The 22047-nt window shown below is 65.8% G+C and carries 18 protein-coding genes and 5 tRNA genes; 5 read left to right on the top strand and 18 right to left on the bottom strand.

Annotated features, from left to right (window positions below):
- Nucleotides 1-116: 116 nt before the first annotated feature.
- The 3 genes from gyrA to IB230_RS00115 all read right to left on the bottom strand — a co-directional run bounded on the left by gyrA (nucleotide 117) and on the right by IB230_RS00115 (nucleotide 4854).
- Nucleotides 117-2807, bottom strand: a complete 2691-nt coding sequence (gyrA, locus tag IB230_RS00125) for a DNA gyrase subunit A (protein WP_192267598.1) — start codon at nucleotides 2805-2807, stop codon at nucleotides 117-119.
- 290 nt (nucleotides 2808-3097) lie between these two features.
- Nucleotides 3098-3172, bottom strand: a tRNA-Val gene (locus IB230_RS00120).
- Between the two features lie 59 nt (nucleotides 3173-3231).
- Nucleotides 3232-4854, bottom strand: coding sequence for an FMN-binding glutamate synthase family protein (locus IB230_RS00115; RefSeq protein WP_192267596.1), 1623 nt, complete (start codon nucleotides 4852-4854; stop codon nucleotides 3232-3234).
- Nucleotides 4855-5009: 155 nt separating this feature from the next.
- On the opposite strand from IB230_RS00115, the gene IB230_RS00110 reads away from it, so the two are divergent.
- Nucleotides 5010-5156, top strand: a complete 147-nt coding sequence (locus IB230_RS00110) for a hypothetical protein (RefSeq protein WP_192267594.1) — start codon at nucleotides 5010-5012, stop codon at nucleotides 5154-5156.
- Nucleotides 5157-5172: 16 nt separating this feature from the next.
- Here IB230_RS00110 and IB230_RS00105 read toward each other — a convergent pair.
- The 15 genes from IB230_RS00105 to IB230_RS00035 form a co-directional block, all read right to left on the bottom strand.
- Nucleotides 5173-5259: transfer RNA gene (locus IB230_RS00105), tRNA-Leu, on the bottom strand.
- A 114-nt stretch (nucleotides 5260-5373) separates the two neighbouring features.
- Nucleotides 5374-5449: transfer RNA gene (locus tag IB230_RS00100), tRNA-Gly, on the bottom strand.
- Nucleotides 5450-5477: 28 nt separating this feature from the next.
- Nucleotides 5478-5551, bottom strand: a tRNA-Cys gene (locus IB230_RS00095).
- Between the two features lie 109 nt (nucleotides 5552-5660).
- A tRNA-Gly gene (locus tag IB230_RS00090) sits at nucleotides 5661-5736 on the bottom strand.
- On the bottom strand, nucleotides 5727-6374 hold the full coding sequence (pgsA, locus tag IB230_RS00085) for a CDP-diacylglycerol--glycerol-3-phosphate 3-phosphatidyltransferase (RefSeq protein WP_192267592.1): 648 nt from the start codon (nucleotides 6372-6374) through the stop codon (nucleotides 5727-5729). Before pgsA ends, IB230_RS00090 begins: the two co-directional genes overlap by 10 nt.
- Before the next feature lie 7 nt (nucleotides 6375-6381).
- Nucleotides 6382-8229: an excinuclease ABC subunit UvrC gene (gene uvrC, locus IB230_RS00080; RefSeq protein WP_192267590.1), complete on the bottom strand. Its 1848-nt coding sequence runs from the start codon at nucleotides 8227-8229 to the stop codon at nucleotides 6382-6384.
- A complete protein-coding gene (locus tag IB230_RS00075) occupies nucleotides 8226-9641 on the bottom strand; it encodes a redoxin domain-containing protein (RefSeq protein WP_192267588.1) in 1416 nt (471 codons plus the stop codon). Before IB230_RS00075 ends, uvrC begins: the two co-directional genes overlap by 4 nt.
- Before the next feature lie 31 nt (nucleotides 9642-9672).
- Nucleotides 9673-10137: a low molecular weight protein-tyrosine-phosphatase gene (locus IB230_RS00070; protein ID WP_192267586.1), complete on the bottom strand. Its 465-nt coding sequence runs from the start codon at nucleotides 10135-10137 to the stop codon at nucleotides 9673-9675.
- Nucleotides 10134-10895, bottom strand: coding sequence for a 3-deoxy-manno-octulosonate cytidylyltransferase (kdsB, locus tag IB230_RS00065; RefSeq protein WP_192267584.1), 762 nt, complete (start codon nucleotides 10893-10895; stop codon nucleotides 10134-10136). The genes IB230_RS00070 and kdsB overlap by 4 nt, the downstream gene beginning before the upstream one ends.
- 31 nt (nucleotides 10896-10926) lie before the next feature.
- Nucleotides 10927-11943: a tetraacyldisaccharide 4'-kinase gene (lpxK, locus tag IB230_RS00060; RefSeq protein WP_192267581.1), complete on the bottom strand. Its 1017-nt coding sequence runs from the start codon at nucleotides 11941-11943 to the stop codon at nucleotides 10927-10929.
- On the bottom strand, nucleotides 11940-13688 hold the full coding sequence (msbA, locus tag IB230_RS00055) for a lipid A export permease/ATP-binding protein MsbA (RefSeq protein WP_192267578.1): 1749 nt from the start codon (nucleotides 13686-13688) through the stop codon (nucleotides 11940-11942). The genes lpxK and msbA overlap by 4 nt, the downstream gene beginning before the upstream one ends.
- Nucleotides 13685-14107 carry a biopolymer transporter ExbD gene (locus tag IB230_RS00050; protein WP_192267577.1) on the bottom strand — a complete coding sequence of 141 codons (423 nt, stop codon included), beginning with the start codon at nucleotides 14105-14107 and terminating at the stop codon, nucleotides 13685-13687. Before IB230_RS00050 ends, msbA begins: the two co-directional genes overlap by 4 nt.
- A 9-nt stretch (nucleotides 14108-14116) precedes the next feature.
- Nucleotides 14117-14782 carry a MotA/TolQ/ExbB proton channel family protein gene (locus tag IB230_RS00045; RefSeq protein ID WP_192267576.1) on the bottom strand — a complete coding sequence of 222 codons (666 nt, stop codon included), beginning with the start codon at nucleotides 14780-14782 and terminating at the stop codon, nucleotides 14117-14119.
- 2 nt (nucleotides 14783-14784) lie between these two features.
- Nucleotides 14785-17175 (bottom strand): DNA internalization-related competence protein ComEC/Rec2, encoded by a 2391-nt coding sequence (locus IB230_RS00040; protein ID WP_225589094.1) that lies wholly within the window; start codon nucleotides 17173-17175, stop codon nucleotides 14785-14787.
- A gap of 1 nt (nucleotide 17176) precedes the next feature.
- A complete protein-coding gene (locus IB230_RS00035) occupies nucleotides 17177-18184 on the bottom strand; it encodes an integron integrase (protein WP_192267575.1) in 1008 nt (335 codons plus the stop codon).
- A gap of 183 nt (nucleotides 18185-18367) precedes the next feature.
- Here IB230_RS00035 and IB230_RS00030 point away from each other — a divergent pair, with 183 nt between their 5' ends.
- From IB230_RS00030 to IB230_RS00005, 4 genes are all read left to right on the top strand, one after another.
- Nucleotides 18368-18775: a hypothetical protein gene (locus IB230_RS00030; RefSeq protein WP_192267574.1), complete on the top strand. Its 408-nt coding sequence runs from the start codon at nucleotides 18368-18370 to the stop codon at nucleotides 18773-18775.
- 75 nt (nucleotides 18776-18850) lie between these two features.
- Complete coding sequence (locus IB230_RS00025) at nucleotides 18851-19087, top strand: hypothetical protein (RefSeq protein WP_192267571.1); 237 nt, start codon at nucleotides 18851-18853, stop codon at nucleotides 19085-19087.
- Between the two features lie 1369 nt (nucleotides 19088-20456).
- The gene (locus IB230_RS00010; RefSeq protein WP_192267568.1) at nucleotides 20457-20816 is read left to right on the top strand and encodes a hypothetical protein; all 360 of its coding nucleotides are present in this window, start codon (nucleotides 20457-20459) and stop codon (nucleotides 20814-20816) included.
- 94 nt (nucleotides 20817-20910) lie between these two features.
- Nucleotides 20911-21345: a hypothetical protein gene (locus IB230_RS00005; RefSeq protein WP_192267567.1), complete on the top strand. Its 435-nt coding sequence runs from the start codon at nucleotides 20911-20913 to the stop codon at nucleotides 21343-21345.
- Nucleotides 21346-22047 lie beyond the last annotated feature (702 nt).

Genomic DNA, 22047 nt, shown 5'->3' with positions numbered 1-22047 from the left:
GAATTCCGACGTACCGATCCCATGTGCCGTTCCCTGCCGTGGTCGTATCGGCAGTATAGAACGCAGGGATGAAAGCGGCGGGGTCACACCCCACACGCTTTCATGCGAGTCGACCGTCAGGCCTCCGGCGGCGTGTCGGTGGCCTCGGCCGTGGTAGCCGCGCTACCGGCGACGCCGTCGATCACCTCGTCCTCGTCCAGCGACGCATCAAGGCGTTCCACCGCCTGCAGCGCTTCGCCGTCGGACAGGCGCATGAGGGTGACACCCTGGGTGTTGCGACCGACCTGCGAAATTTCCGCCGCACGCGTACGCACCAGCGTTCCGCCGTCGGAGATCAGCAGGACCTCGTGATGGTCGGACAACTGGATGGCCCCAACCAGGCGACCGTTGCGCTCGGTGGTCTTCAGCGCGATCACGCCACGGGTGCCGCGACCCTTGCGCGGGTAGTCGGCCACGGGGGTGCGCTTGCCGTAGCCGCGCTCGCTGGCGGTCAGGATGTCGCCATCGCCATCGACCACGACCAGGCTGACCACCTCGGAGCCGGTATCGGCGATCGCCGCCGTCCCCTCGCCGTCGGCCGTCTCGCCTTGGTCCTGCTCACCTTCGGCTTCCGCATCCGCGCCCTCGGCCAGGCGCATGCCGCGCACGCCGGTGGCGGTACGGCCCATGGCACGCACCAGCCCTTCGGAGAAGCGCACCGCACGGCCGTTGGATGCGAACAGCATGACGTCGCGCTCGCCGTCGGTCAGGGCCACGCCGACCAGAGCGTCGCCTTCATCCAGGTTGATCGCGATCTTGCCGCGCGCCAGCTTGAACGCGAATTCGGTGAGCGGGGTCTTCTTGACCGTGCCGTTCCTGGTCGCGAAGAAGACGAACTTGCCGTCCTCGTAGTCGCGCACCGGCACCACGGCCTGGACCTTCTCGCCGGCTTCCAGCGGGATCCAGTTGATGATCGGACGACCGCGCGCGTTGGAGCCGGCCTCCGGCAACTGGTACACCGGCAGCCAGAACACCTTGCCGCTGCTGGTGAAGGTGAGCAGCGTGTCGTGCGTGTTGACCAGCCACAGCTGGTCGATGAAATCCTCTTCCTTCGTCGCCGCTGCGCTGCGGCCGCGGCCGCCGCGCTTCTGGGCGCGATAGGCGCTGGCCGGCTGGCGCTTGGCGTAACCCGCGTGCGACAGCGTGACCACCATGTCTTCCGGGGCGATCAGGTCGAGGATGTCGAGGTCTTCCTCGCTGTGGCGGATCTCGCTGCGGCGCTCGTCGCCGAACTCGGCCTTGACGTTCAGCAGCTCGTCGCGGATCACCTGCAGCAGCACATCCGGGTTCTCGAGGATGCGGATCAGGCCGGCGATGGTTTCCAGCAGCTGGCGGTACTCCTCGGTCAGCTTTTCCTGCTCCAGGCCGGTCAGGCGGTGCAGGCGCATTTCCAGGATCTGCGTGGCCTGCGCCTCGCTCAACTGGTAGCGGCCGTCGACGAAGCCGATCGCCGCAGGCAGGTCTTCCGGACGCGACGCCTCGGCGCCGGCGGCGGCGAGCAGCGAACCGACCAGGCCCGGCTCCCACGTCTTGGCCAGCATGCGCTCGCGCGCTTCCTGCGGATTGGCCGACGTCTTGATCAGCTCGATCATCTCGTCGATGTTGGCGAGCGCGACCGTCAGGCCTTCCAGGATGTGGGCGCGGTTGCGCGCCTTGCGCAGTTCGAAGATGGTCCGGCGGGTCACCACTTCGCGGCGGTGGCGCACGAAGGCTTCCAGCATCTGCTTCAGGTTGAGCAGCTGCGGACGGCCGTCGACCAGCGCGACCATGTTGATGCCGAACACCGATTCCATCGGCGTCTGCAGGTACAGGTTGTTGAGGACCACCTCGGCGGATTCGCCGCGCTTGACCTCGATGTAGATGCGCATGCCGTCCTTGTCGGACTCATCGCGCAGCTCGCTGATGCCTTCGAGCTTCTTGTCCTTCACCAGCTCGGCGATCTTCTCGATCAGCCGCGCCTTGTTCACCTGGTACGGGATCTCGGTGACGATGATCGACTCACGGCCGTTGTCGTCGTTGACCTCGATGTCGGCCTTGGCGCGCATGCGCACGCGGCCGCGGCCGGTGCGGTAGCCGGCAACGATGCCGGCGGTGCCGTTGATGATGCCGCCGGTGGGGAAATCCGGGCCGGGGATGTACTGCATCAACCCGTCGACATCGAGTTCGGGATTGTCGATGAGCGCGATCAGGCCGTTGACCACTTCCGACAGGTTGTGCGGCGGGATGTTGGTGGCCATGCCCACCGCGATGCCGGCCGAACCGTTGACCAGCAGGTTCGGGAAACGCGTCGGCAGGACCGTCGGCTCCTGTTCCTTCTCGTCGTAGTTGGGCTGGAAATCGACGGTTTCCTTGTCGATGTCCGCCAACAGCTCATGGGTGAGCTTGGCCATGCGCGCTTCGGTGTAACGCATGGCAGCGGCGGAGTCGCCGTCGACCGAACCGAAGTTGCCCTGGCCGTCGACCAGCATGTAGCGCAGCGAGAAGGGCTGCGCCATGCGCACCAGCGTGTCGTAGACGGACTGGTCGCCGTGCGGGTGGTACTTACCGATCACGTCACCGACGATACGGGCTGACTTCACGTGCGGCTTGTTGGCGTGGTTGCCCAGTTCGTTCATCGCGAACAGGACGCGCCGGTGAACAGGCTTGAGACCGTCGCGGACATCCGGAAGCGCGCGCCCCACGATCACGCTCATCGCGTAATCCAGGTAGCTGCGTCGCATCTCGTCTTCGAGGTTGACGGGGATGATTTCCTTGGCGGTATCGGCCATTCGGGTTCCGTGTTTCTCAGGTTGTCTCGGGCCGGAATCGCGGCCAAAACGGGCCTAGCCGGCGGGGGCCGGCGAGGCAGCGACAGGCGGGGATTCCGGCGGGTTCTGCAGCCTGCCGAGTGTATCACAGCGGCCACGCTGGCCGGGCCGTTTCGGCCCGAGAAACAAGCACTTAAGCCCCTGATCGGAACCCGCGGCGGATGACCGCAGGCATCGCCCCCGACCGGTCTCCGGCCACCCGGGCTCCAGACGCGAAAAAGCCCGGCCAAGGCCGGGCTTCTCGCTGGAACTGGTGGGCGGTACAAGTTTCGAACTTGTGACCCCTGCCGTGTGAAAGCAGTGCTCTACCGCTGAGCTAACCGCCCGAAATCATCGGGGCGCGAATGATAGCCGTGGACCGGGGGGCGGGTCAACGCATCACCGGTCAGCGGTCCTTGGTGTCGCACAGGGCGCTGACCCGCCGTGGCGGCGCGAATGCGTCGCTGCGCGCCTCCGGCCAGAAGTCGCGGAACACCGCGTGCGACGGCACACGGTCCAGCAGTTCGCCAGGCTCCAGGAACTTGTACAGCGCGGACAGCGAACGCACCTCGATCGGCGACACCCGCCGCAGGATGTGTTCAGGGCCCACCTGCTGCGGATGCTCCAGCCCTGCCGCGCACAGCATGTCGCGCAGCGCCTTGAGCGTGTTGTCGTGGAACTGCTGCACGCGCACGGACTTGTCGGGCACGTCCAGGTGATTCCAGCGCTTGGGATTCTGGGTGGCGACGCCGGTCGGGCAGCGGTCGTTGTGGCAGCTTTGCGCCTGGATACATCCCAGCGCGAACATGAAGCCGCGGGCGGCGTTGCACCAGTCGGCCCCCATCGCCATCGTGCGGGCGATGTCGAAGGCGCTGATGATCCTGCCGGCCGCACCGATCCGGATACGGTCACGCAGGCCCAGGCCCACCAGCGTGTTGTGGACCAGCAACAACGCCTCGTGCATCGGCACGCCTACGTGATCGATGAACTCGGCCGGCGCGGCACCCGTGCCACCTTCCGCGCCATCCACCACGATGAAGTCCGGCAGCAGCCCGGTCTCGTGCATGGCCTTGGCGATGCCGAACCATTCCCACGGGTGCCCGATCGCCAGCTTGAAGCCGGTCGGCTTGCCGCCCGACAGCTCGCGCAATCTGGCGACGAACTTCAGCAGTTCGACCGGCGTGGAGAACGCCGAATGCTTCGCCGGCGACACGCAGTCGTGCCCCATCGGCACGCCGCGGGTCACCGCGATTTCCGCGCTGACCTTGGCGGCCGGCAGCACGCCGCCGTGGCCGGGCTTGGCGCCCTGAGACAGCTTCAGTTCGATCATCTTCACCTGCGGCGAGTGCGCGTTCTCGATGAAGCGTTCCTCGCTGAAACGCCCCTGGTCGTCACGGCACCCGAAGTAGCCGGAGCCGATTTCCCACACCAGGTCACCGCCCTTCTCGCGGTGGTACGACGAAATCGAGCCCTCGCCCGTGTCGTGGTAGAAGTTGCCGCGCCGCGCTCCTTCGTTCAGTGCGCGCACCGCGTTGGCCGACAGCGAACCGAAACTCATCGCCGAGATATTGAACACGCTGGCCGAATACGGCTGCGCCGTGCCCGCACCGATCACCACGCGGAAGTCATGCGAATCCACGCTGGCGGGCGCCATCGAATGGTTGATCCATTCGTAGTCCACGCCATAGACGTCCTGCTGGCTGCCGAACGGCACCACGTCGCTGACGCCCTTCGCACGCTGGTACACCAGCGCCCGCTGCTGTCGCGAGAACGGCACTTCCGCCGTATCGCCTTCGATGAAGTACTGACGGATCTCGGGACCGACCGACTCCAGTCCATAACGGAAATGCGCCAGCACCGGATAGTTGCGGCGCAGCGTGCTGCGCGTCTGCAGTACGTCCCAGGTCCCGAGCAGCGCCAGCGCACCGAAAGCGACGACACCCCACCACGCGGCAGGCCACGCCGGGGCCAGCAGCAATGAAGCGAAAGCCAACATGATGCTGGCGGCGTAGGCGAGGTAACGCTGCATCGGCAGTCTCCCGTGGGCCAGCGTGGATTCTAAGCCATGCCCTGCGACCGCACGCCGCAGCGCCTTCGGGTCGCCATTGCACGGTTGATCCGGATCAATGCCGCTCGATGCACACGATGCGAGTTTGGCGCCACCACAAACGGGGAGAACACGACATGCATCCGATCCTGCGCGAGATCCTGATGGAGCCGGTGGGCTGGCTGGCCATCGGGGGCAGCATCGTCATGGTGGGGATCAGCGTCTTCGTTGCGCTGTTCGTACGCCGCAAAGTGCGCGAGGAAGAGAAGAAGCAGCGCCGCTGAGGCGACAGCGACGCGGTGGTGCCCGGAGCCGGAATCGAACCGGCATGGCCTCGCGGCCGGCGGATTTTAAGTCCGATGCGTCTACCAGTTTCGCCATCCGGGCCCGGCGATAGCCTGCCTCAGTCCCGCCGCCTTGGAAAGCGGCGGCACATCGCACCCTCAGGAACGACGAAGCCCCGCAAGCGGGGCTTCGTGCGTGCTCGACGAGGAGCATGTATGGAGCGGGAAAAGGGACTCGAACCCTCGACCCCGACCTTGGCAAGGTCGTGCTCTACCAACTGAGCTATTCCCGCGTGGAAGGACATGGTGGTCCTTCTGGTTTGGAGGCCTGGGTCGGAATTGAACCGGCGTACGCGGATTTGCAGTCCGCTGCATAACCACTCTGCCACCAGGCCGATGGCGACCGCGCCAGACTGGCGCAATCAGGACGCGTTTTCAAGGCGCCCTACAACACAAAACCCCGCGAACGGGGTTTGGTGGACCGTCCCTCTCAGGACGAAAAACTGGAGCGGGAAAAGGGACTCGAACCCTCGACCCCGACCTTGGCAAGGTCGTGCTCTACCAACTGAGCTATTCCCGCGTCGAGAGAGACGAAATTGTAGCGTCTTGTTTGGGCATGTCAACACTCTTCTTCTCGCCCTCGCGCAGGATCGGCCACGCCGCGAGCAGATACTGGATGCCGGACCACAGCGTCAGCAACGCCGCGATGGCCAGCAGCCAGTCGCCCAGCAGGAACACCCAGCGCCCCATCCAGATATCGCCCAGCGCCTGGTCGCCCGGTGTTGAGGCGTACAGCAGGCAGGACAGCGCCACCATCTGCACGATGGTCTTGATCTTGCCCAACGCGGCGACTTTCACCGTCGCGCGCTGGCCCAGTTCCGCCATCCATTCGCGCAATGCGGAGACCGCGATCTCGCGACCGACGATGACCGCCGCCCAAATGGCCATCCACATGGTCGGGTTGTCCTGCACGATCAGGAACAGCGACACCGCCACCATCAGCTTGTCGGCCACCGGATCGAGAAAGGCGCCGAATGCGGAATACAGGTGGTAACGGCGCGCGATCCAGCCATCCAGCCAGTCGGTGACCGCTGCCAGCACGAAGATGAAGGCGGCGGCGAAGTTGGTCCACGAGTACGGCAGGTAGAACACCAGCACGAGCACCGGGATCAGCACGATCCGCAGCAGCGTGAGCCAGGTCGGGACGGTCAACTTCATCGCAGGCTTACTCTTTTCCTGCCTCGGGGGACGGCAGCCCGTGCAGGTTAGCGTAGATTCGCTCGGCCAGTGCGGCGTTCACCCCGTCGACGCGGGCGATCTCGTCGGCACCCGCCGCCTTCAGGCCCGCCAGTCCGCCGAAATGCTTGAGCAGGCTTGCGCGCCGGCGCGGCCCGATGCCGGGGATATCCTCTAGCTTGCTGGTCATGCGCGCCTTCTGCCGCTTGCCGCGATGGCCGGTGATGGCGAACCGGTGCGCTTCGTCGCGCACCTGCTGGATCAACTGCAGTGCCGGCGAAGCCGCGCCTGGCCGCAGCTCGCGGCCGTCGGGCAGCACCAGCGTCTCGTGTCCGGCCCGGCGCTCCACACCCTTGGCCACGCCCACCAGGGTCACGCCATCCACGCCCAGGTCCGCCAGCGCCGCCTGTGCCTGCACCAATTGCCCCGCACCACCATCGATCAGCAGCACGTCGGGCAGCACGCCGCCCTCCTCCACCGCGCGCCGGAAACGCCGCTCGATGGCCTGGTGCATGGCGGCGAAATCGTCGCCCGGGGTGATCCCGGTAATGTTGTAGCGACGGTACTGCGAGCGCACCGCACCGTTGGCATCGAACACGACGCAGGACGCGACGGTCGCCTCGCCCATCGTATGGCTGATGTCGAAGCACTCGATGCGCTTGGCCACCTCGGGCAGGCCCAGCAGTTCCTTCAGCGCTTCGCTGCGCGCGGTCTGAGCGTTGCGGCTGCCGAGCTCGGTGACCAGCGCGATCTCGGCGTTGCGACGGGCCAGGTCAAGGTAACCCGCACGCTCGCTGCGGACGTTCCATTTGAGCTGCACCTTGCGTCCCGCAGCAGTGGCCAACGCGTGCTCGATAAGCTCCGCGTCGGGAATCTCGCGATCGAGGACGATTTCCTGCGGCGCCGGCTGCTCGGCGTAGTACTGCGACACGAAGGCACCGAGGACTTCCTCGGCCGAATTCTCCCCATTGGTCTTCGGGAAGAACGTGCGCGTCCCCAGGTTGCGGCCGTCGCGGAAGGCGAGCAGCAGCACGCAGGCCTGGCTGCCCTGCATGGCGCAGGCCAGCACGTCGAGGTCGGCCGCATGGCCGTCCACGTACTGCCGCGCCTGCAGCGTGCGGATCGAGGCCACCAGGTCGCGCAGCCGGGCGGCCTGCTCGAACTCGAGGTTCGCGCTGGCCTGCTCCATCGCGCTGCCGAGCTCGCGCGTCAGTTCGTCGCTGCGCCCGTCCAGGAACAGCGTGGCCTGGCGCACGGATTCGGCGTAGTCCGTCTCCTGCACCAGACCGACGCACGGTCCGCTGCAGCGACCGATCTGGTACTGCAGGCAGGGCCGCGACCGGTTGCGGAACACGCTGTCCTCGCAATTGCGGATGCGGAACAGCTTCTGCATCAGGTTCAGCGTCTCGCGCACCGCGATGACGCTTGGATACGGGCCGAAGTAACGGCCCGGCGTCGCGCGCGCACCGCGATGGAAGGCGATGCGCGGCCATTCCTCTCGCGTGAGCAGGACGTAGGGATAGCTCTTGTCATCGCGCAGCAGCACGTTGTAGCGCGGCGTCAGCGACTTGATCAGCTGGTTTTCCAGCAGCAGCGCCTCGGCTTCGGTGCGGGTGACGGTGACGTCCATCCGCACGACCTGCGACAGCATCGAGAGAATGCGCGGCGACTTGGGCGAACTGTTGAAGTAACTGGCCACGCGCTTGCGCAGCGCGCCGGCCTTGCCGACATAAAGCAGCGCGTCGCCGGCCGCATACATGCGGTACACGCCTGGCGCGGTGCTCAGGCCGGCCGCGAAGACCTTGCCGTCGAATTCCGCCTGGGGACTGCCGCTCATTCGTCGATCGGAACGTGGCTCAGCTCGCCGGTGGCGATATCGTAGCGCAGCACGGCATGCGCATCGGTCTCGGCGATCCACACCGCGCCCGCCGCCACGGACAGGCCGGCCGGACCCTGCAGGCGCCGCGGCAACGTGATGGTGGTCAGTTCACCGCCACCCAGCCGCAGCGTGCGCAGCGTGCCGTTGCCACTGTCGGCGATCCACATGACCGGCGAATCCGGGCTCAAGGCCAGCGCCTGCGGGTGCTGCAGCTGCGCACGGTCGCGTGGGCCGTCCTCGTCGCCGAAGCTCCACGCTCCCTGCCCGATCAGCGTCTGCACCGTGTCGCCGCGCAACTGCAGCGACCGCACGGCCGAACCCACGGCATCGCACACGTACAGGGTCTGCAGCGCGGCCGTGAGACCGGCCGGTTGCGCGAATGCCGCCATCGGACCGCTGCCGTCGCGGACGTCGAGTTGCCCCGAACCTGCGCGTGCGCGGATCTCGCGGGTCCCCAGGTCGTAGCTCCATACCCGGTTGTCGCCTGCCATCGCCAGGAAAATCTGGTTGTTGTTCACCACGATCGCCTGGGGCTGGTGGAGCGCCACATCGCGCGGCGACGTGACCACGCCCTCCGTCGGCTCGCCCGCGCGACCGTTGCCGCACAGGGTGTCGACCGTGCTGGTCGGCAGATTGATGCGCCGCAGGGCATGGTTGCCGGTATCGGCCACATAGAGCGATTCGCGCACCAGTGCCAGACCCTGCGGGCGGCGGAAGGCGGCATGGTTCAACTCGCCATCGGCGAAGTCCGGTGTGCCCATGCCGAACTGCCGGATCACCCGGCCGTGGTGGTTGCATTCGAGCACGCGGTGATGGCCGCTGTCGGCCACGAACAGGCGGTCGGGCGTGGCGACCAGTCCGGTCGGGAAGCACAGCGGCATGCGCGGCTCCGGGTGAGCCTCGCGGAAGGTGCGGAAGTCATCGTCCGGCGGCGCATGCAGGCCATCGCACAGGCGGGCCACCTGGCGCTCCAGGTCCGCCAGTCCTTCGGCCCCCACGGCGCGGTGCCGCACGTGGCCCTCGCCGTCGATCAGCAGGACGGTCGGCCAGGCCTCCACACCGAACCGCTGCCAGGCGACCCAATCGCCGTCATGTGCGAGCGGCAGTGACAGCCCATGGCGGCGCAGACGCTTGAGGGCGGCCTGTGGATCGCGCTCACTGTCGAAGCGCGGCACATGGACGGCCAGCGCCTGCAGGCGGCCCAGATAGCGGGCCTGCAGCACGGCCAGGTCGTTCAGCCGCTGCGCGCACCAGGCCGATGCGCTGTTGACGAAGGCCAGCGCGACGATGCGGCCGCGCTGCTCGTGCAGCGAGGTCGACGGCGCATTCAGCCACTGCAGGCCACGCGGCAGTTCGGGAGCCATGGTCATGTCGGTCATCGTCCCTGATTATGCCGCAGTCTCAGTTCACGGCGAGTCTGGCCACGACCGCCTGTGCCGCGGAATCGACCAGTCGCCACACCCTCTCGAAGTCCTCCGGCCCGCCCGTGTAGGGGTCCGGCACCTCACCGGCCGCCTCAACCCCGGCCCACTCCAGCAGCAGGCCGACGCCCCCGCGCGGCGGCACCGGCGCCACGCGCAGGACGTCACGGACGTTGGCATGGTCGGCGCACAGGATCCAGTCGAACGTTTCGAAATCGCGCACGGACAGCTGGCGCGCGCGCTGTCCGCTGATATCCACGCCATGGCGGCGGGCACAGGCGATGGCGCGCGGATCCGGCGGCTCGCCCGCATGCCAACCGCCGGTTCCCGCGGAGTCGATCCGCACCTGGCGGGCAAACGGCGAGGCCGCCAGTCGTGCGCGCAGCGCGCCTTCCGCCATCGGCGAACGGCAGATGTTGCCGAGGCAGACGACCAGCAGGTTCACGCCTGCGCCTGCAGGATCGCCTCGGCGCGCGCGAGGTCTTCCGGCGTATCGACGCCAGGGGGGAACGGTTCCGGCGTCAGCGCCACCGCGATGCGATGCCCTGCTTCCAGTACCCGCAACTGTTCCAGTGATTCGATCTGCTCCAGCCGGCCCGGTGGCATCGCCGAGAAGCGACGCAGGAAACCGGCGCGGTAGGCGTAGATGCCGATATGCCGCAACCATTGCCCGGGTGGCAGCGCGTCGCGCGACTGCGCGAACGCATCGCGGTGCCACGGAATGGGCGCACGACTGAAGTACAGCGCATCGCCATTGGCCGCGCGCACCAGCTTGACCGCATTGGGATCGAACAGCGTGGCCGCGTCATCCACCGGCACCGCCAGCGTCGCCATCTCCGCGCCGCTGGCGGCCAGCGTGTCGGCGACGGTGCGGATACCGGCCGGGGGCGCGAACGGTTCATCGCCCTGCAGGTTCACCACCAGCGCATCGTCGGCCCAACCCGCGATGTCGGCACACTCGGCGAGGCGGTCGCTGCCGGAGGCGTGCCGCTCGGAGGTCATCGCCACCCGGACCTCGGTACCCTGCAGGGCGTCGAGGATGCGCGTGTCGTCGGTGGCCACCCAGACCTCGCGGGCGCCGGCGGCCAGCGCGCGCCGGGCGACATGCACGACCAGCGGCGTGCCACCGAGCAGCCGCAACGGCTTGCCGGGCAGACGGGACGCCGCATAGCGGGCGGGAATGGCGACGATGAAATCGGTCATCGGAATCCGTATCCGGGTCGGAGAGTGGGTGCTACTTCGCAACGACGTTCGCGGACGACCCGAGCTTCTCCAGCAGGGCGATCCAGAACGCTTCGGGTAGTTTCGCGGTGACCGGCACGCTGTAGAACCACGCATTGGCGAACGCGGCGCACTTCACCGCGTCCTTCTCGGTCATCAGCACGGGCAACTCGCTGCCGAACGCGAAATCCTCCGCACGGTAATCGTGGTGGTCGGCGAAGGCATGCGGCACCACCCCGAGCCCCTCGTTGCGCAGCATGGTGAAGAAGCGGCCGGGATTGCCGATGCCGGCCACCGCGTGCACGCGCTGGCCCGCGAACGCCGACAAGGGCTTCGGCCGCCCCCCGCGCAGGGGCAACGCATCGTCGGCCTGCAGGCGCATCGGCCATTCGCCGAATTCCGCGGCACTGTCGGGTTCCGGCAGGTTGACCACGCGGAAGTCGCATGCCGCCGCCCGCGCGACGGGTTCGCGCAATGGACCGGCCGGCATCATGCGCGCGTTGCCGTAACGGCGCGCGCCGTCGATCACTTCGATCTCCACATCGCGCTGCAGCCGGTAGTGTTGCAGGCCGTCGTCGCAGATCACGACGTCGCACCCTGCCGCGACCAGCGCCTTCGCCGCCGCGACGCGGTCGCGATCCACGCGTACGCGCGTGCCGGTGTGGCGTGCAATCAGGACGGGCTCGTCACCGCCGTCGGCGGGCGGCGTCGCCGCATCCACCCAGCGCGCCTGCGCTTCGCCGCTGCGGCCGTAACCGCGGCTGGCCACACCCGGCTTGAAGCCGGCCGCGCGCAACCGTTCGACCAGTGCGATCGTCAGCGGCGTCTTGCCGGTGCCGCCGGCCGTGATGTTGCCGACCACGACGACCGGCACCCCGACACGGTGCCGACGCAGCACGCCGATGCGGTACAGACGGCTCCGCACTGCGACCAGAGCACTGTACACGCCCGCCAGCGCACGCGCCCATGCCGGCACCGGGCCATCGCCGAACCAGTAGGCCGGGGGCTGGGGCATCGTGCGGCGACTCACCCCGCCTCGCCCTCGCGGAACTGCATCTGGTACAGGTGGGCGTACAGCCCGCCGCGCGCGAGCAGTTCGGCATGCGTGCCCTGTTCGACCAGATGACCCTGATCCAGCACCAGCACCTGGTCGGCGTGTTCGATGGTCGACAGGCGGTGCGCGATGACCAGCGTGGTGCGATCGGGCATCAGCTTCTGCAGCGCGTTCTGCACCAGGCGTTCGGATTCGTTGTCGAGCGCGGCGGTGGCTTCGTCCAGGATCAGGATCGGCGCGTCCTTCAACATCGCGCGCGCGATCGCCAGGCGCTGGCGCTGGCCGCCCGACAGGCGCCCGCCCTTGTTGCCGATCGACGCCTGCATGCCCTCAGGCAACTCGCTTACGAACTCCATCGCGTTGGCGCCCCGGATGGCCTCTTCCATCGCCATCGCTTCGGCACCCTGCAACTCGCCGTAGGCGACGTTGGCGGCGACGGTACCGTCGAAGAGCATCACCTGCTGGCCCACCAGCGCGATCTGCCGGCGCAGGTCGGCCAGGCGATAGTCCTGCAGCGGATGGCCATCGAGGAGGATGCTGCCGGACTCGGCTTCGTAGAAGCGAGGAATCAGCTTGATCAGCGTGGACTTGCCGCTGCCGGAACGGCCGACGATCGCGGTGACCGTGCCTGGGCGCGCGGTAAAGGAAATGCCTTCCAGCGCCGGCCGGCTCTGGCCGGGATAGCGTGTGGTGATGTCGCGGAACTCCAGCACGCCCTGGGCGCGATCCAGCGGCCGCGTGCCCGCGTCCTGCTCGTCGTCGGCATCGAGCACCGAGAACAGCCGCTGCGCCGAGGCCACGCCCCGCTGCAGCATGTTCTGCACGTTGGTCAGCTGCTTGAGCGCGGGGATGATCGCCATCATCGACGTCATCAGCGAGACGAAATCGCCGGCGGTCAGCCGGCCCGCCATCGCTTCCCGACCCGCGATGAACAGCAGCGCCGCCAGGCCCGTCGCGCCCATCAACTGCACCATCGCCGAGGAAATGGCGCGGGTGGACTCCACCTTCATCGAGAGGTTGAGGTTGGTATTGGCGAGCGAGGTGTAGCGCGTCATCTCCACCGACTGCGCACCGTAGACCTTCACTTCCTGCTGGTTGGACAGCGTCTGGTCCGCCGCCTGCAGCATGTGCCCGGCACTCTCCTGGATGCGGTGGCTGATGCGGCGGTAGCGCTTGGCTACCTTGTCCATGACCCACGCCAGCGGCGGCGCCAGCACCAGGATGGTCAGCGTCACCTGCCAGCTGTACCAGAGCATCACGCCCAGGGCACCGATCACCTGCAAGGACTGCTGCACCATCACCTTCATGGCGTCGATCGCAGCCTGCGACACCTGATCGCTGTCGGAGCCGAGGCGCACCAGCATCGACGGGACCGGCTCACTGTCGAAGCGTTGGCCCGGCAGGCGCAGGTACTTCGCCAGCACTTTCACCCGCAGGTCCCGCGAGATGCTGCGGGCCGCCTTGCCCATGCTCATGTCGGTGATGTAACCCGCGACGCCACGGACGACGAACAAACCGATGATCGCCAGCGGCATCCACTGGTTGATGTCCTCCGGCGTCACCAGGTTGTTGGTGATCGGACTCATCAGCACCAGGAACCCGCTGCCCGCAGCCGCCTCGAGCAGTGCGCCCAGCGCCGCCAGCGCCAGCAGCCCGCGATACGCCTTGGCGAAGCCGAGCAGCCGTTTGTAGACCTGCCAGGGCGAATCCGTCGCGGTCACTTCTGCGCCTCCGGCGCGGTGGCGATGTTGATCTTGCGGAAGCCCAGCTGGCCCAGCGCATCCAGCGCGGTCACCACCGCCTGGTGCGGCGTGCGGGCATCGGCGCGCAACAGCACCGGCCGGCTGCGGTCGCTGCCGGCGACATGCTGCACGGTTTGCTTGAGCGCATCGATGTCGGGGCGAAGCACTTCATGCTCGTCGACGAAGTAGCGCCCATCGGCATTGACCAGCACGCTGAGCGCCTTCACCTGCGCGGCGACCGGTTCGCCGGTCGCGCTCGGCAACTGCAGCTGCAGCATCGAGCGCGCATCGAAGGTGGTGGTGATGACGAAGAAGATGATCAGCACCAGGATCACGTCGATCAACGGCACCAGGTTGATCTCGGGTTCTTCCTGCGAACGGTCGTCGCGGATGCGCATGCGCCGGCCTCAGGCGTTGGTCGGCGCCGCTGCCGGCGCGACCGCGCCGGACGGACGGGCGGCGGGACGCGGATGGCGGGCTTCCAGCGCATCGACCAGCGCGGTGGCTTCCTTCTCCATCTCCATCACGTAGCCGGTGACCTTGCCGCGGAAGTAGCGATGGAACAGCAGCGCCGGGATGGCGACGATCATACCGGCCGCCGCGCACACCAGCGCCTTGCCGATACCGCCGGCCAGCGCATTGACGTCACCCACACCACTGTCCTGGATACCCAGGAACATCTGGATCATGCCGACCACGGTGCCCAGCAGGCCCAGCAGCGGACCGGCGGAGGCGATGCTGCCCAGCGCATTGAGGAACTTCTCCATGCGGTGGACCACGTGGCGTCCGGTGTCCTCGATGCGCTCGCGGATCTGGTCGCGCGGCTTGTTGCGGACGTCCAGCGCTGCGGCCAGCAGTTCACCCAGCGGCGAGTTGCGGCGCAGCGACTCGATATGGGCCGGCTCCAGCTGGCCACGGCCGGCCCAGGCGCGGACTTCCTCGCCCAGCCCGGGCGGCAGGATCTCCTTGCGGCGCAGCGACCAGAAACGTTCCACCACGATGGCCAGGGCCAGCACGCCGAGCAGCAGCAGCGGGATCATCGGCCAACCGCCGGCCTTCACCAGTTCCAGCACGTTCAGTCCTCCGGCGCATCGGGCCGTCCTTCTTCCAGCCGATAGGATAGCCCACCGGCCTGCCGGCGCCGCACGGCGTCCCACCAGCGCGCCCGGTCGTGACGCCGTTCACGCACCTGCAGCCCGCCTTCGCCCAGCCACACGCGCAGCGCGCCTCCGGACTGGGTATCCAGCACCTCGGCCCCCTGCCTGCGCCAGCGCGCCACCACGTCGGCCCGCGGGTGACCAAAGCGATTGCCTGCGCCACTGGCATTCAGTACCAGCCGGGGCGAGGTGGCGGCAATGAAGGCCGGATCGGAGGACCCGGCGCTGCCGTGGTGCGGCAGCACGACCACCTGGGAGCGCAGCGCGTCCGCATCACGATGGACCAGCCCGCGCTCAATGACGGCACCGATATCGCCCGGCAACAGCAGGCCGCCGCCTTGCGGTGCCTCCACTTTCAGCACGCAGCTCGCTTCGTTGCCCAGATAGGGGAAATGCAGGCCCGGATGCAGGAAACGGAAGCGAACGCCATCCCACGTCCACGATGCGCCGGCGACGCACGCCGCCCGTGCATCCACCGGGCTACCCGGTGGGGCCAGCACCGTGCGCACCGGCAAGCTGTCGCGCACGGCATCGACGCCCCCGGCATGGTCGTTGTCGCCATGACTGACCACAAGCGCGTGCAACCGGGACACACCGAGCGCGCGCAGGGCCGGTACGACGGCGCGCTCGCCAGCATCGAATCCCTCTTCCACCGCGGGGCCCGCATCGAACAGCAGTGCATGGTTGGCCGTGCGCACCAGCGCGGACAAGCCCTGCCCCACGTCGATCACCACCAGTTCCACCTCACCCTCACGCGGCTGCTCCCGGTCGGGCCACAGCAGTGGCAACCACAACAGCAGGGCAAGCGCCTTGCCGGGCACACCGCGCGGCAACAGCAGCCAGAATCCTCCTGCCAGCGCCAGCCACACGGCCCACGACGGACTCTCGGGGAGCCACCACAAGGCGTAGCGATGCTGCGCCACCTGTTCGAACACCTGCCAGCTCGGGGCGAAGCAGGCCGCTGCCGCACGCCACGCCCAGACGCCCGCACCGGGATGCATGGCTTCCAGACCGGAGCCCACCAGCGACAGCGGCACGACCACTAGACTCCACCACGGAATCGCCACCATGTTCGCCAGCGGTCCGGCCAGCGATGCCTGTCCGAACAGCACCGCGGTGAATGGCAGCAACCCCACGGTCGCGACGCCCTGCGCAGGCAGGAACGCCTTCGCCCAGTGCAACGACGAAGGCAGGCACCACGCCAGCCACGCCACGCCGCCGAAGCTCAACCAGAAGCCGGCCGCCAGCAACGACAGGGGATCGAAGAGCAGAACCACCAGCATGGCGAGCGCGAGGACATCCACGATGCGGACATGGCGGCGGGCCAAGCGTGCGAGTACCACCACCGCGATCATCAGTACCGTCCGCACCGTCGGCAACGCGAACCCCGCCACCGCCGCGTAGGCCAATGCACCGATCAGGGCGGCGGCACCCGCCGCCTGCGGGCGCGGCACACGACGGGCCAACGCCGGAACAAGCCACCACAGCCCGGCCGCTGCCAACGCACACGCGCCGGCCACCATGCCGACATGGAAGCCGGAGATCGCGACCAGATGGGTCAGCCCGGTGGCACGAAGCACCTGCCAGTCCCGATCGTCGAGTCCTCGCGTATCGCCAAGCGCCAATGCCCGCACGAAGCGTGCCGGGCCATCCGGAACGCCCGCGACGATGCGGTCCGACATGCCGCTGCGCCAGGCATCGATGCCCCGGCCTGCCGACAGCCTGTTTACTTCGCCTCCGTCACGCACATAACCCGTGGCACTGATGCGCTGCGCTGCCGCGTAGCGTTCGGCGTCCACGCCCCCCGGATTCGCCAACCCGCGCGGCGCCCGCACACGGATGCGGAACCGCCAACGTTCACCGGCTTGCAGCTGCATTCTTGGTCCTGGCTCGATCGCACCGAAATCGTCGTACCAGGCGAGCCGCAGCAGCCGCCCCCGCAGCGGCGCCGGCTGACCGGACTCGTCATCGACACGCAGAAGGAAGCGCGTGCGTCGCGCCTGCGGTTCCGGCAGTCCGACCACCTGTCCGACCACGATCACCTCGCGCCCTTCCCACGCTATCGGTAGTTGGACGCCCAGGCTCCACGTCGCGTGCAGGCCAGCCCATGCCAGCCCCGTAAGCCATGCGCCGACCCAGCGCCCGCGAGAGGGCCACCACCACGCGGACAGGCCCATCACCAGCAGCAGCCAGAGCACCCAGGACGCAGGCAATCGTGGTTGCCACAGCATGCCGACCATGCCGAGCAGCAGCGCCGCCACGCATGCCAGGCCCGCGGGCGGCGGAGACGCCTGCCAACGTGCCCGCATGTCAGCGGTCCAACGGGCTGAGCACGGCACCTGCGCCGCGGTTGAGGACGTGCGTGTAGATCTGCGTGGTGGCCACGTCCTTGTGGCCAAGGAGTTCCTGCACCGTGCGAATGTCGTAGCCGCTTTCGATCAGGTGGGTGGCGAAGGAATGGCGCAGCACATGCGCCGTCACCGGCTTTGCGATGCTTGCCAAGTGCTGCGCGCGCTTGAGCGAGCGTGAGAGCATTGCCTCATCCAGGTGATGGCGTCGCCAGCAGCCCTCGCGTGGGTCGTGGCTGAGGCGCTGCGCGGGAAACACGTACTGCCATCCCGGTTCACGCGCCGCATTCGGATACTTGCGGGACATGGCATGCGGCAGCCACACCTCACCCGCGCCCAGTGCGAGATCCTGCCGGTGCAGGTCATGGACCCGCTGCACCTCCGCCTGCAGGCCGGCCACCAGCGATGCGGGCAACACCGTCCGCCGGTCCTTGCCACCTTTTCCCTCGCGCACGGTGATCTCGTTGCGGGCGAAGTCCAGATCCTTCACGCGCAGCCGCACGCCCTCCATCAAGCGCATGCCGGTGCCGTACAGCAATTTCGCCAGCAAGGCCATGCGGCCATCCATCTGCGTGAGCAACGCCCGCACTTCCGTCTGCGACAGCACCGTCGGCACCCGTTGCGGTCGCTTGGCGCGGACCACCTCGTCCATCCACGCGAGCTTCAGGCCCAGCACCTCGCGGTACAGGAACAGCAACGCCGACAAGGCCTGGTTCTGCGTGCTGGCGGCGACGTTTCCCTCGACCGCCAAGCCGGTCAGGAACACCTCGACCTCTCCCGCCCCGAGTTCGCGCGGATGACGCCTGCCATTGGCCACGACGAACCGTCTTATCCAGCCCAGGTAGGCCCGCTCGGTCCGAAGGCTGTAATGCCCTGCCCGCAACCTGCGGGCCACTTCCTCCAGCAAGCCCGGACGCCGCACCACCGCAGCGGCTTCCGATACCACCCCATCCCTGCCCTGATAATCCATGACCACCGCATTCCATGCGAATAACGCAGCCAAACTCGCATGGACCATCGCGCCCCACCATCGGACAAGTCACTGAAACCACCTGGGAAAATCCCGATTGACGCGCCCGCACGCAATCTGAATACTCGGCGCTATCACCCCGAAATGGGGTCTATTAGGCGTTAGCCCTCAATGGAGAGTCTCTTGCTTGACTCCGTCATGAAGTCTTTGCAATCGCCCGGAGCGCTCTACGCGAGCGGACACTATGAGCAGGCCTTTGCTGAGGTAAAAGAAATCTGGGACGGCCTACCGCGCAACAAGCTTGAAGAGCCCAATGCGTACATGGTGATTGAATACGCCGTAGCCATCTTGCTACGACTAGGTCGCTTGGACGAGGCGCATACTTGGGCAGAGCGCAGCCTCGACTTTCGCGAGAAGCGCCACGACCTTGGTGAAGCGGAGTTTCTTATTGCCAAGGTCGCATATGAACAAGGCAATCTAGAAGAGGCCCGTCAACTAATTTCCATAGCCTCCAGGAAATCCGACGGCCGCATTCTCCAAGGTGAAGATCCAAAGTACCGGGCTCTCGTACGTAATCCAGCAGAGGGCTAACAATTCATTCAAGCCGATGCCGCTTCGCGGCACGGCTTAATTCAGGCGTTAGGCGCCATGGAGAAACAGCTTTGCATGCATAAGCTCAGCGACCCGAACTTCCAACGCACCCTCACGCTTGAGCAGGCATACATGCTGCTTGTTCAATTTGTCGAGCAATACAATGCGCGCGGTGAGAGCAGTACGTTGGACTTGCTTGGAGATCTTTCCATGACGGTCTGGAGCGATGGCGGCAGCGGCGATCCAGCCCAACTCTCGGACTTTCTGAGAGTCGCAGATCAGGTGTTGGGGCCGGCCGGCCATGGCGCCTAACAATTCATTCAAGCCGAACCCGCTTCGCGGGTCGGCTTAACTCAGGCGTTAGCCGTCAATGATCGTTCCTAAGCTGCTCAGCCTCTCAAGCTCCGATCTTGCCGCCGGAGAGCTTCCTCCAGACCCAGCGCACTGCCTCGTTCCAATGCTAGCTACGATTGGACCGAGTTCTGGCACCGTCGGAGACGGCTTTTCCTTTACTGTTGTCACGCCAAGCGCCTTAGCTGAGTCGGGGAGATTCGGCTGGAGGCGTGGCACACTGATCATTGATTCGTTCTCTTGGTATCAGGTGGAGCACTCGGTCAATCGCCTCCTTGCGCACGCTTCCCGCCCAAGTTGGCAAGACGTTGCTCAAGCTCTCAATCACGAGCTGCTGTGGGAGTTCGACGGGTACCGTCAGAGTTGACAGCTAACAATTCATTCAAGCCGACGCCGCTTCGCGGCGCCGCTTAATTCAGGCGTTAGGCCTCGGGCGATATGTCTCAACCATTCCACCAACATCTATGGTTTGACGGGCCACATGGCGAAGCGTTGAGCGCCATGATAAGCGGGGACCTTGGTTGGCTGATGTATTTGCGCGAGCCCGGGGACGCGGGTTTTAGTTCTCGCAATCCAGAGTACGTTGGTCCGGATGATGCGTTTGTCGACTACGTCATAGACAACGGGCAACTTGATCAGTACCCAGCTTCATGGGCACTGCCATTGCCGCTTGTCATGCAAGCGATCGAGCACTTTCGATCAACAGGCCTGCCACCACTATTCATCACGTGGCACAACGATTCACAAGATGGCAGGACTCCCGGCCCCGCGGCCTAACAATTCATTCAAGCCGACGCCTCTTCGCGGCGCGGCTTAATTCTGGCGTTAGGCGGCATCCGCGGGAGGCTGAGGTGATACGTCGATTTGAGCGCTTACAGAGCATCGTCAAGTACACGATCCTTCTGATCGTAACCGCACTGGCAGCGGGATGTGTCCACACACCAATGGCACCACCGATGGAGCCAACTCGCGTGTCGACTGGCATGGGACTGCAGGACGGCTGCAGAGTTTCAGCCCCGTTACGTCGCTATGAAATGCTCATGTACGCCAGCCTCGGTGGCGTCGAAGAACCCGAGACCCAAGAGGACTGGTTTAGGATGAAAGCCCTCTACCAAATCGGTGATCAGTACAGATTGGTCTCGTGCTCATCCGGTAATTATGTCGGGGCCCCTGGCTATTCCTTCTTTGGCCTGTTCCGTGAGGGCACCATCATCCTGAAGATGTTTAACCTCGTTCACAACTAAGTAGGGAACCATGCCGCCTAACAATTCATTCAAGCCGACGCCGCTTCGCGGCGCGGCTTAATTCAGGCGTTAGGCCGCTGAAAACAATGTTTCGTTTCCTTTCACTTCTGTTTCTAGCAATTTTCCTCGTTGATCTCGTCGTCGACGCCATCGAGACACGCCGCGTCTGGGTTATGGGCAGCATCGTGCTCAAACGCAAGACTGCACCTATTCGCTACTGGGCAATGACAGCCCTTTGGTCATTGGTAGCGCTCGGCTGTGTACTTGGGGTCTTTGTTTTGCTCTATCAAGCAATTGCCGGCAGCGGACCTTACAAAGATCACGCCTTCTTCTCGCTTCACCAAGCTTGGCCATATGCTGCAACATCGCTCTTGTTCGGCTGGCTGACGATCAAGATTCTTAGAGGCAGGTTGTGGCAGCTCCAATACCGTGGGCCCGCGGCCTAACAATTCATTCAAGCCGATGCCGTTTCACGGCACGGCTTAATTCGGGCGTTAGGCGGCAATGCCATACCTCAGCAACGTTGACGTATTCCTAGCGATGGCCGAAGAGTCTTACGCTGCTATGCAGGAGGCAATGAGTGCGGGCCGAACACCTAAGCCGGATGGTTCGGGCTACATCATCACTTATGACGCGACCCGCAGCGCCTTCAAGCACGCATGCATCGTCATCGCCTTCTCCGCCATGTTCTTTGAGGCGCTGACCTACCTAATATCGCTTCAACGCTTCGGCAAGCCCGCGGCAACGAAGATCGACCGCATGCTTTATGAAGAGCGCCTGGTCGCACTGGGCGTTGCCGATCCCGGGCTGCTCACCATGGCTAAGGAGTTTCGCGGTATCCGGAAGGAATTGGTACATGAGAAAGCTGTAGAGCTTGGCAAAGTCATTGATCCGGCTCCTCGGTATGCTCAGCACATGGCCGATGAGGCCATGAAGTTCGTGGCGGCACTCAAAGTTCAGTTTGTTGCCGCCTAACAATTCATTCAAGCCGAACTTGTCCGCTGGCGCGGCCAAGTCGGCTTAATTCAGGCGTTAGGGCCAATGGGTAAATTCCAGGCAGATTTGACGCAACTCCTAGAACTCTGCAGGGCCGCACTACTTGAGACGACTCCGTCAGTTGTCGTGCACGCCGACCTGAACGATTTGCGCAAGAATAAACTTCCAGAAACGCTTGGCACGTTGCCAATCAACTTGTATGCGATATGGTCAAGACAAAAGGGCTCAGACTCATGGGCCCTCCAATACATCGGGCAAAGATCAGTGAAAAGTGGCTGGGAGAGGATCCGCCAACACCTCTTCCACACCCCCGCCGGGACCGAGTCAAAGCTGCACCGTGTCCGTGAGGCGCTGAACGCCGGACAGGAGTTCGGCGTCACGGCCATTCTGATAGAACCTGACTATCTAAGACTCAGCATAGAAGACGAGCTAATTAGGCAGACTACACGGCAAGCTGGCACGCTGCCATGGAACAAGAGATCACGCGCAAAGGTTCGCGGCAATGGGCCCTAACAATTCCTTCAAGCCGAACCCGCTTCGCGGGTCGGCTTAACTCAGGCGTTAGGGCTCATGGTGCAAGACCACTACGGCGTGTGGCTCTTTCAAAGGCCCAATCCGCTATCGGATGCACGTCTCTGGCGCGAGTCGCACAGTGGCTGGCCGGCACCCACTCGCTTCTCG

Source organism: Pseudoxanthomonas sp. PXM01, assembly GCF_014851815.1.
Taxonomy (GTDB): Bacteria; Pseudomonadota; Gammaproteobacteria; order Xanthomonadales; family Xanthomonadaceae; genus Pseudoxanthomonas_A.
The sequence above is the reverse complement of the archived record's forward strand: the minus strand, read 5'-3'. Positions and strand labels throughout refer to the sequence as shown.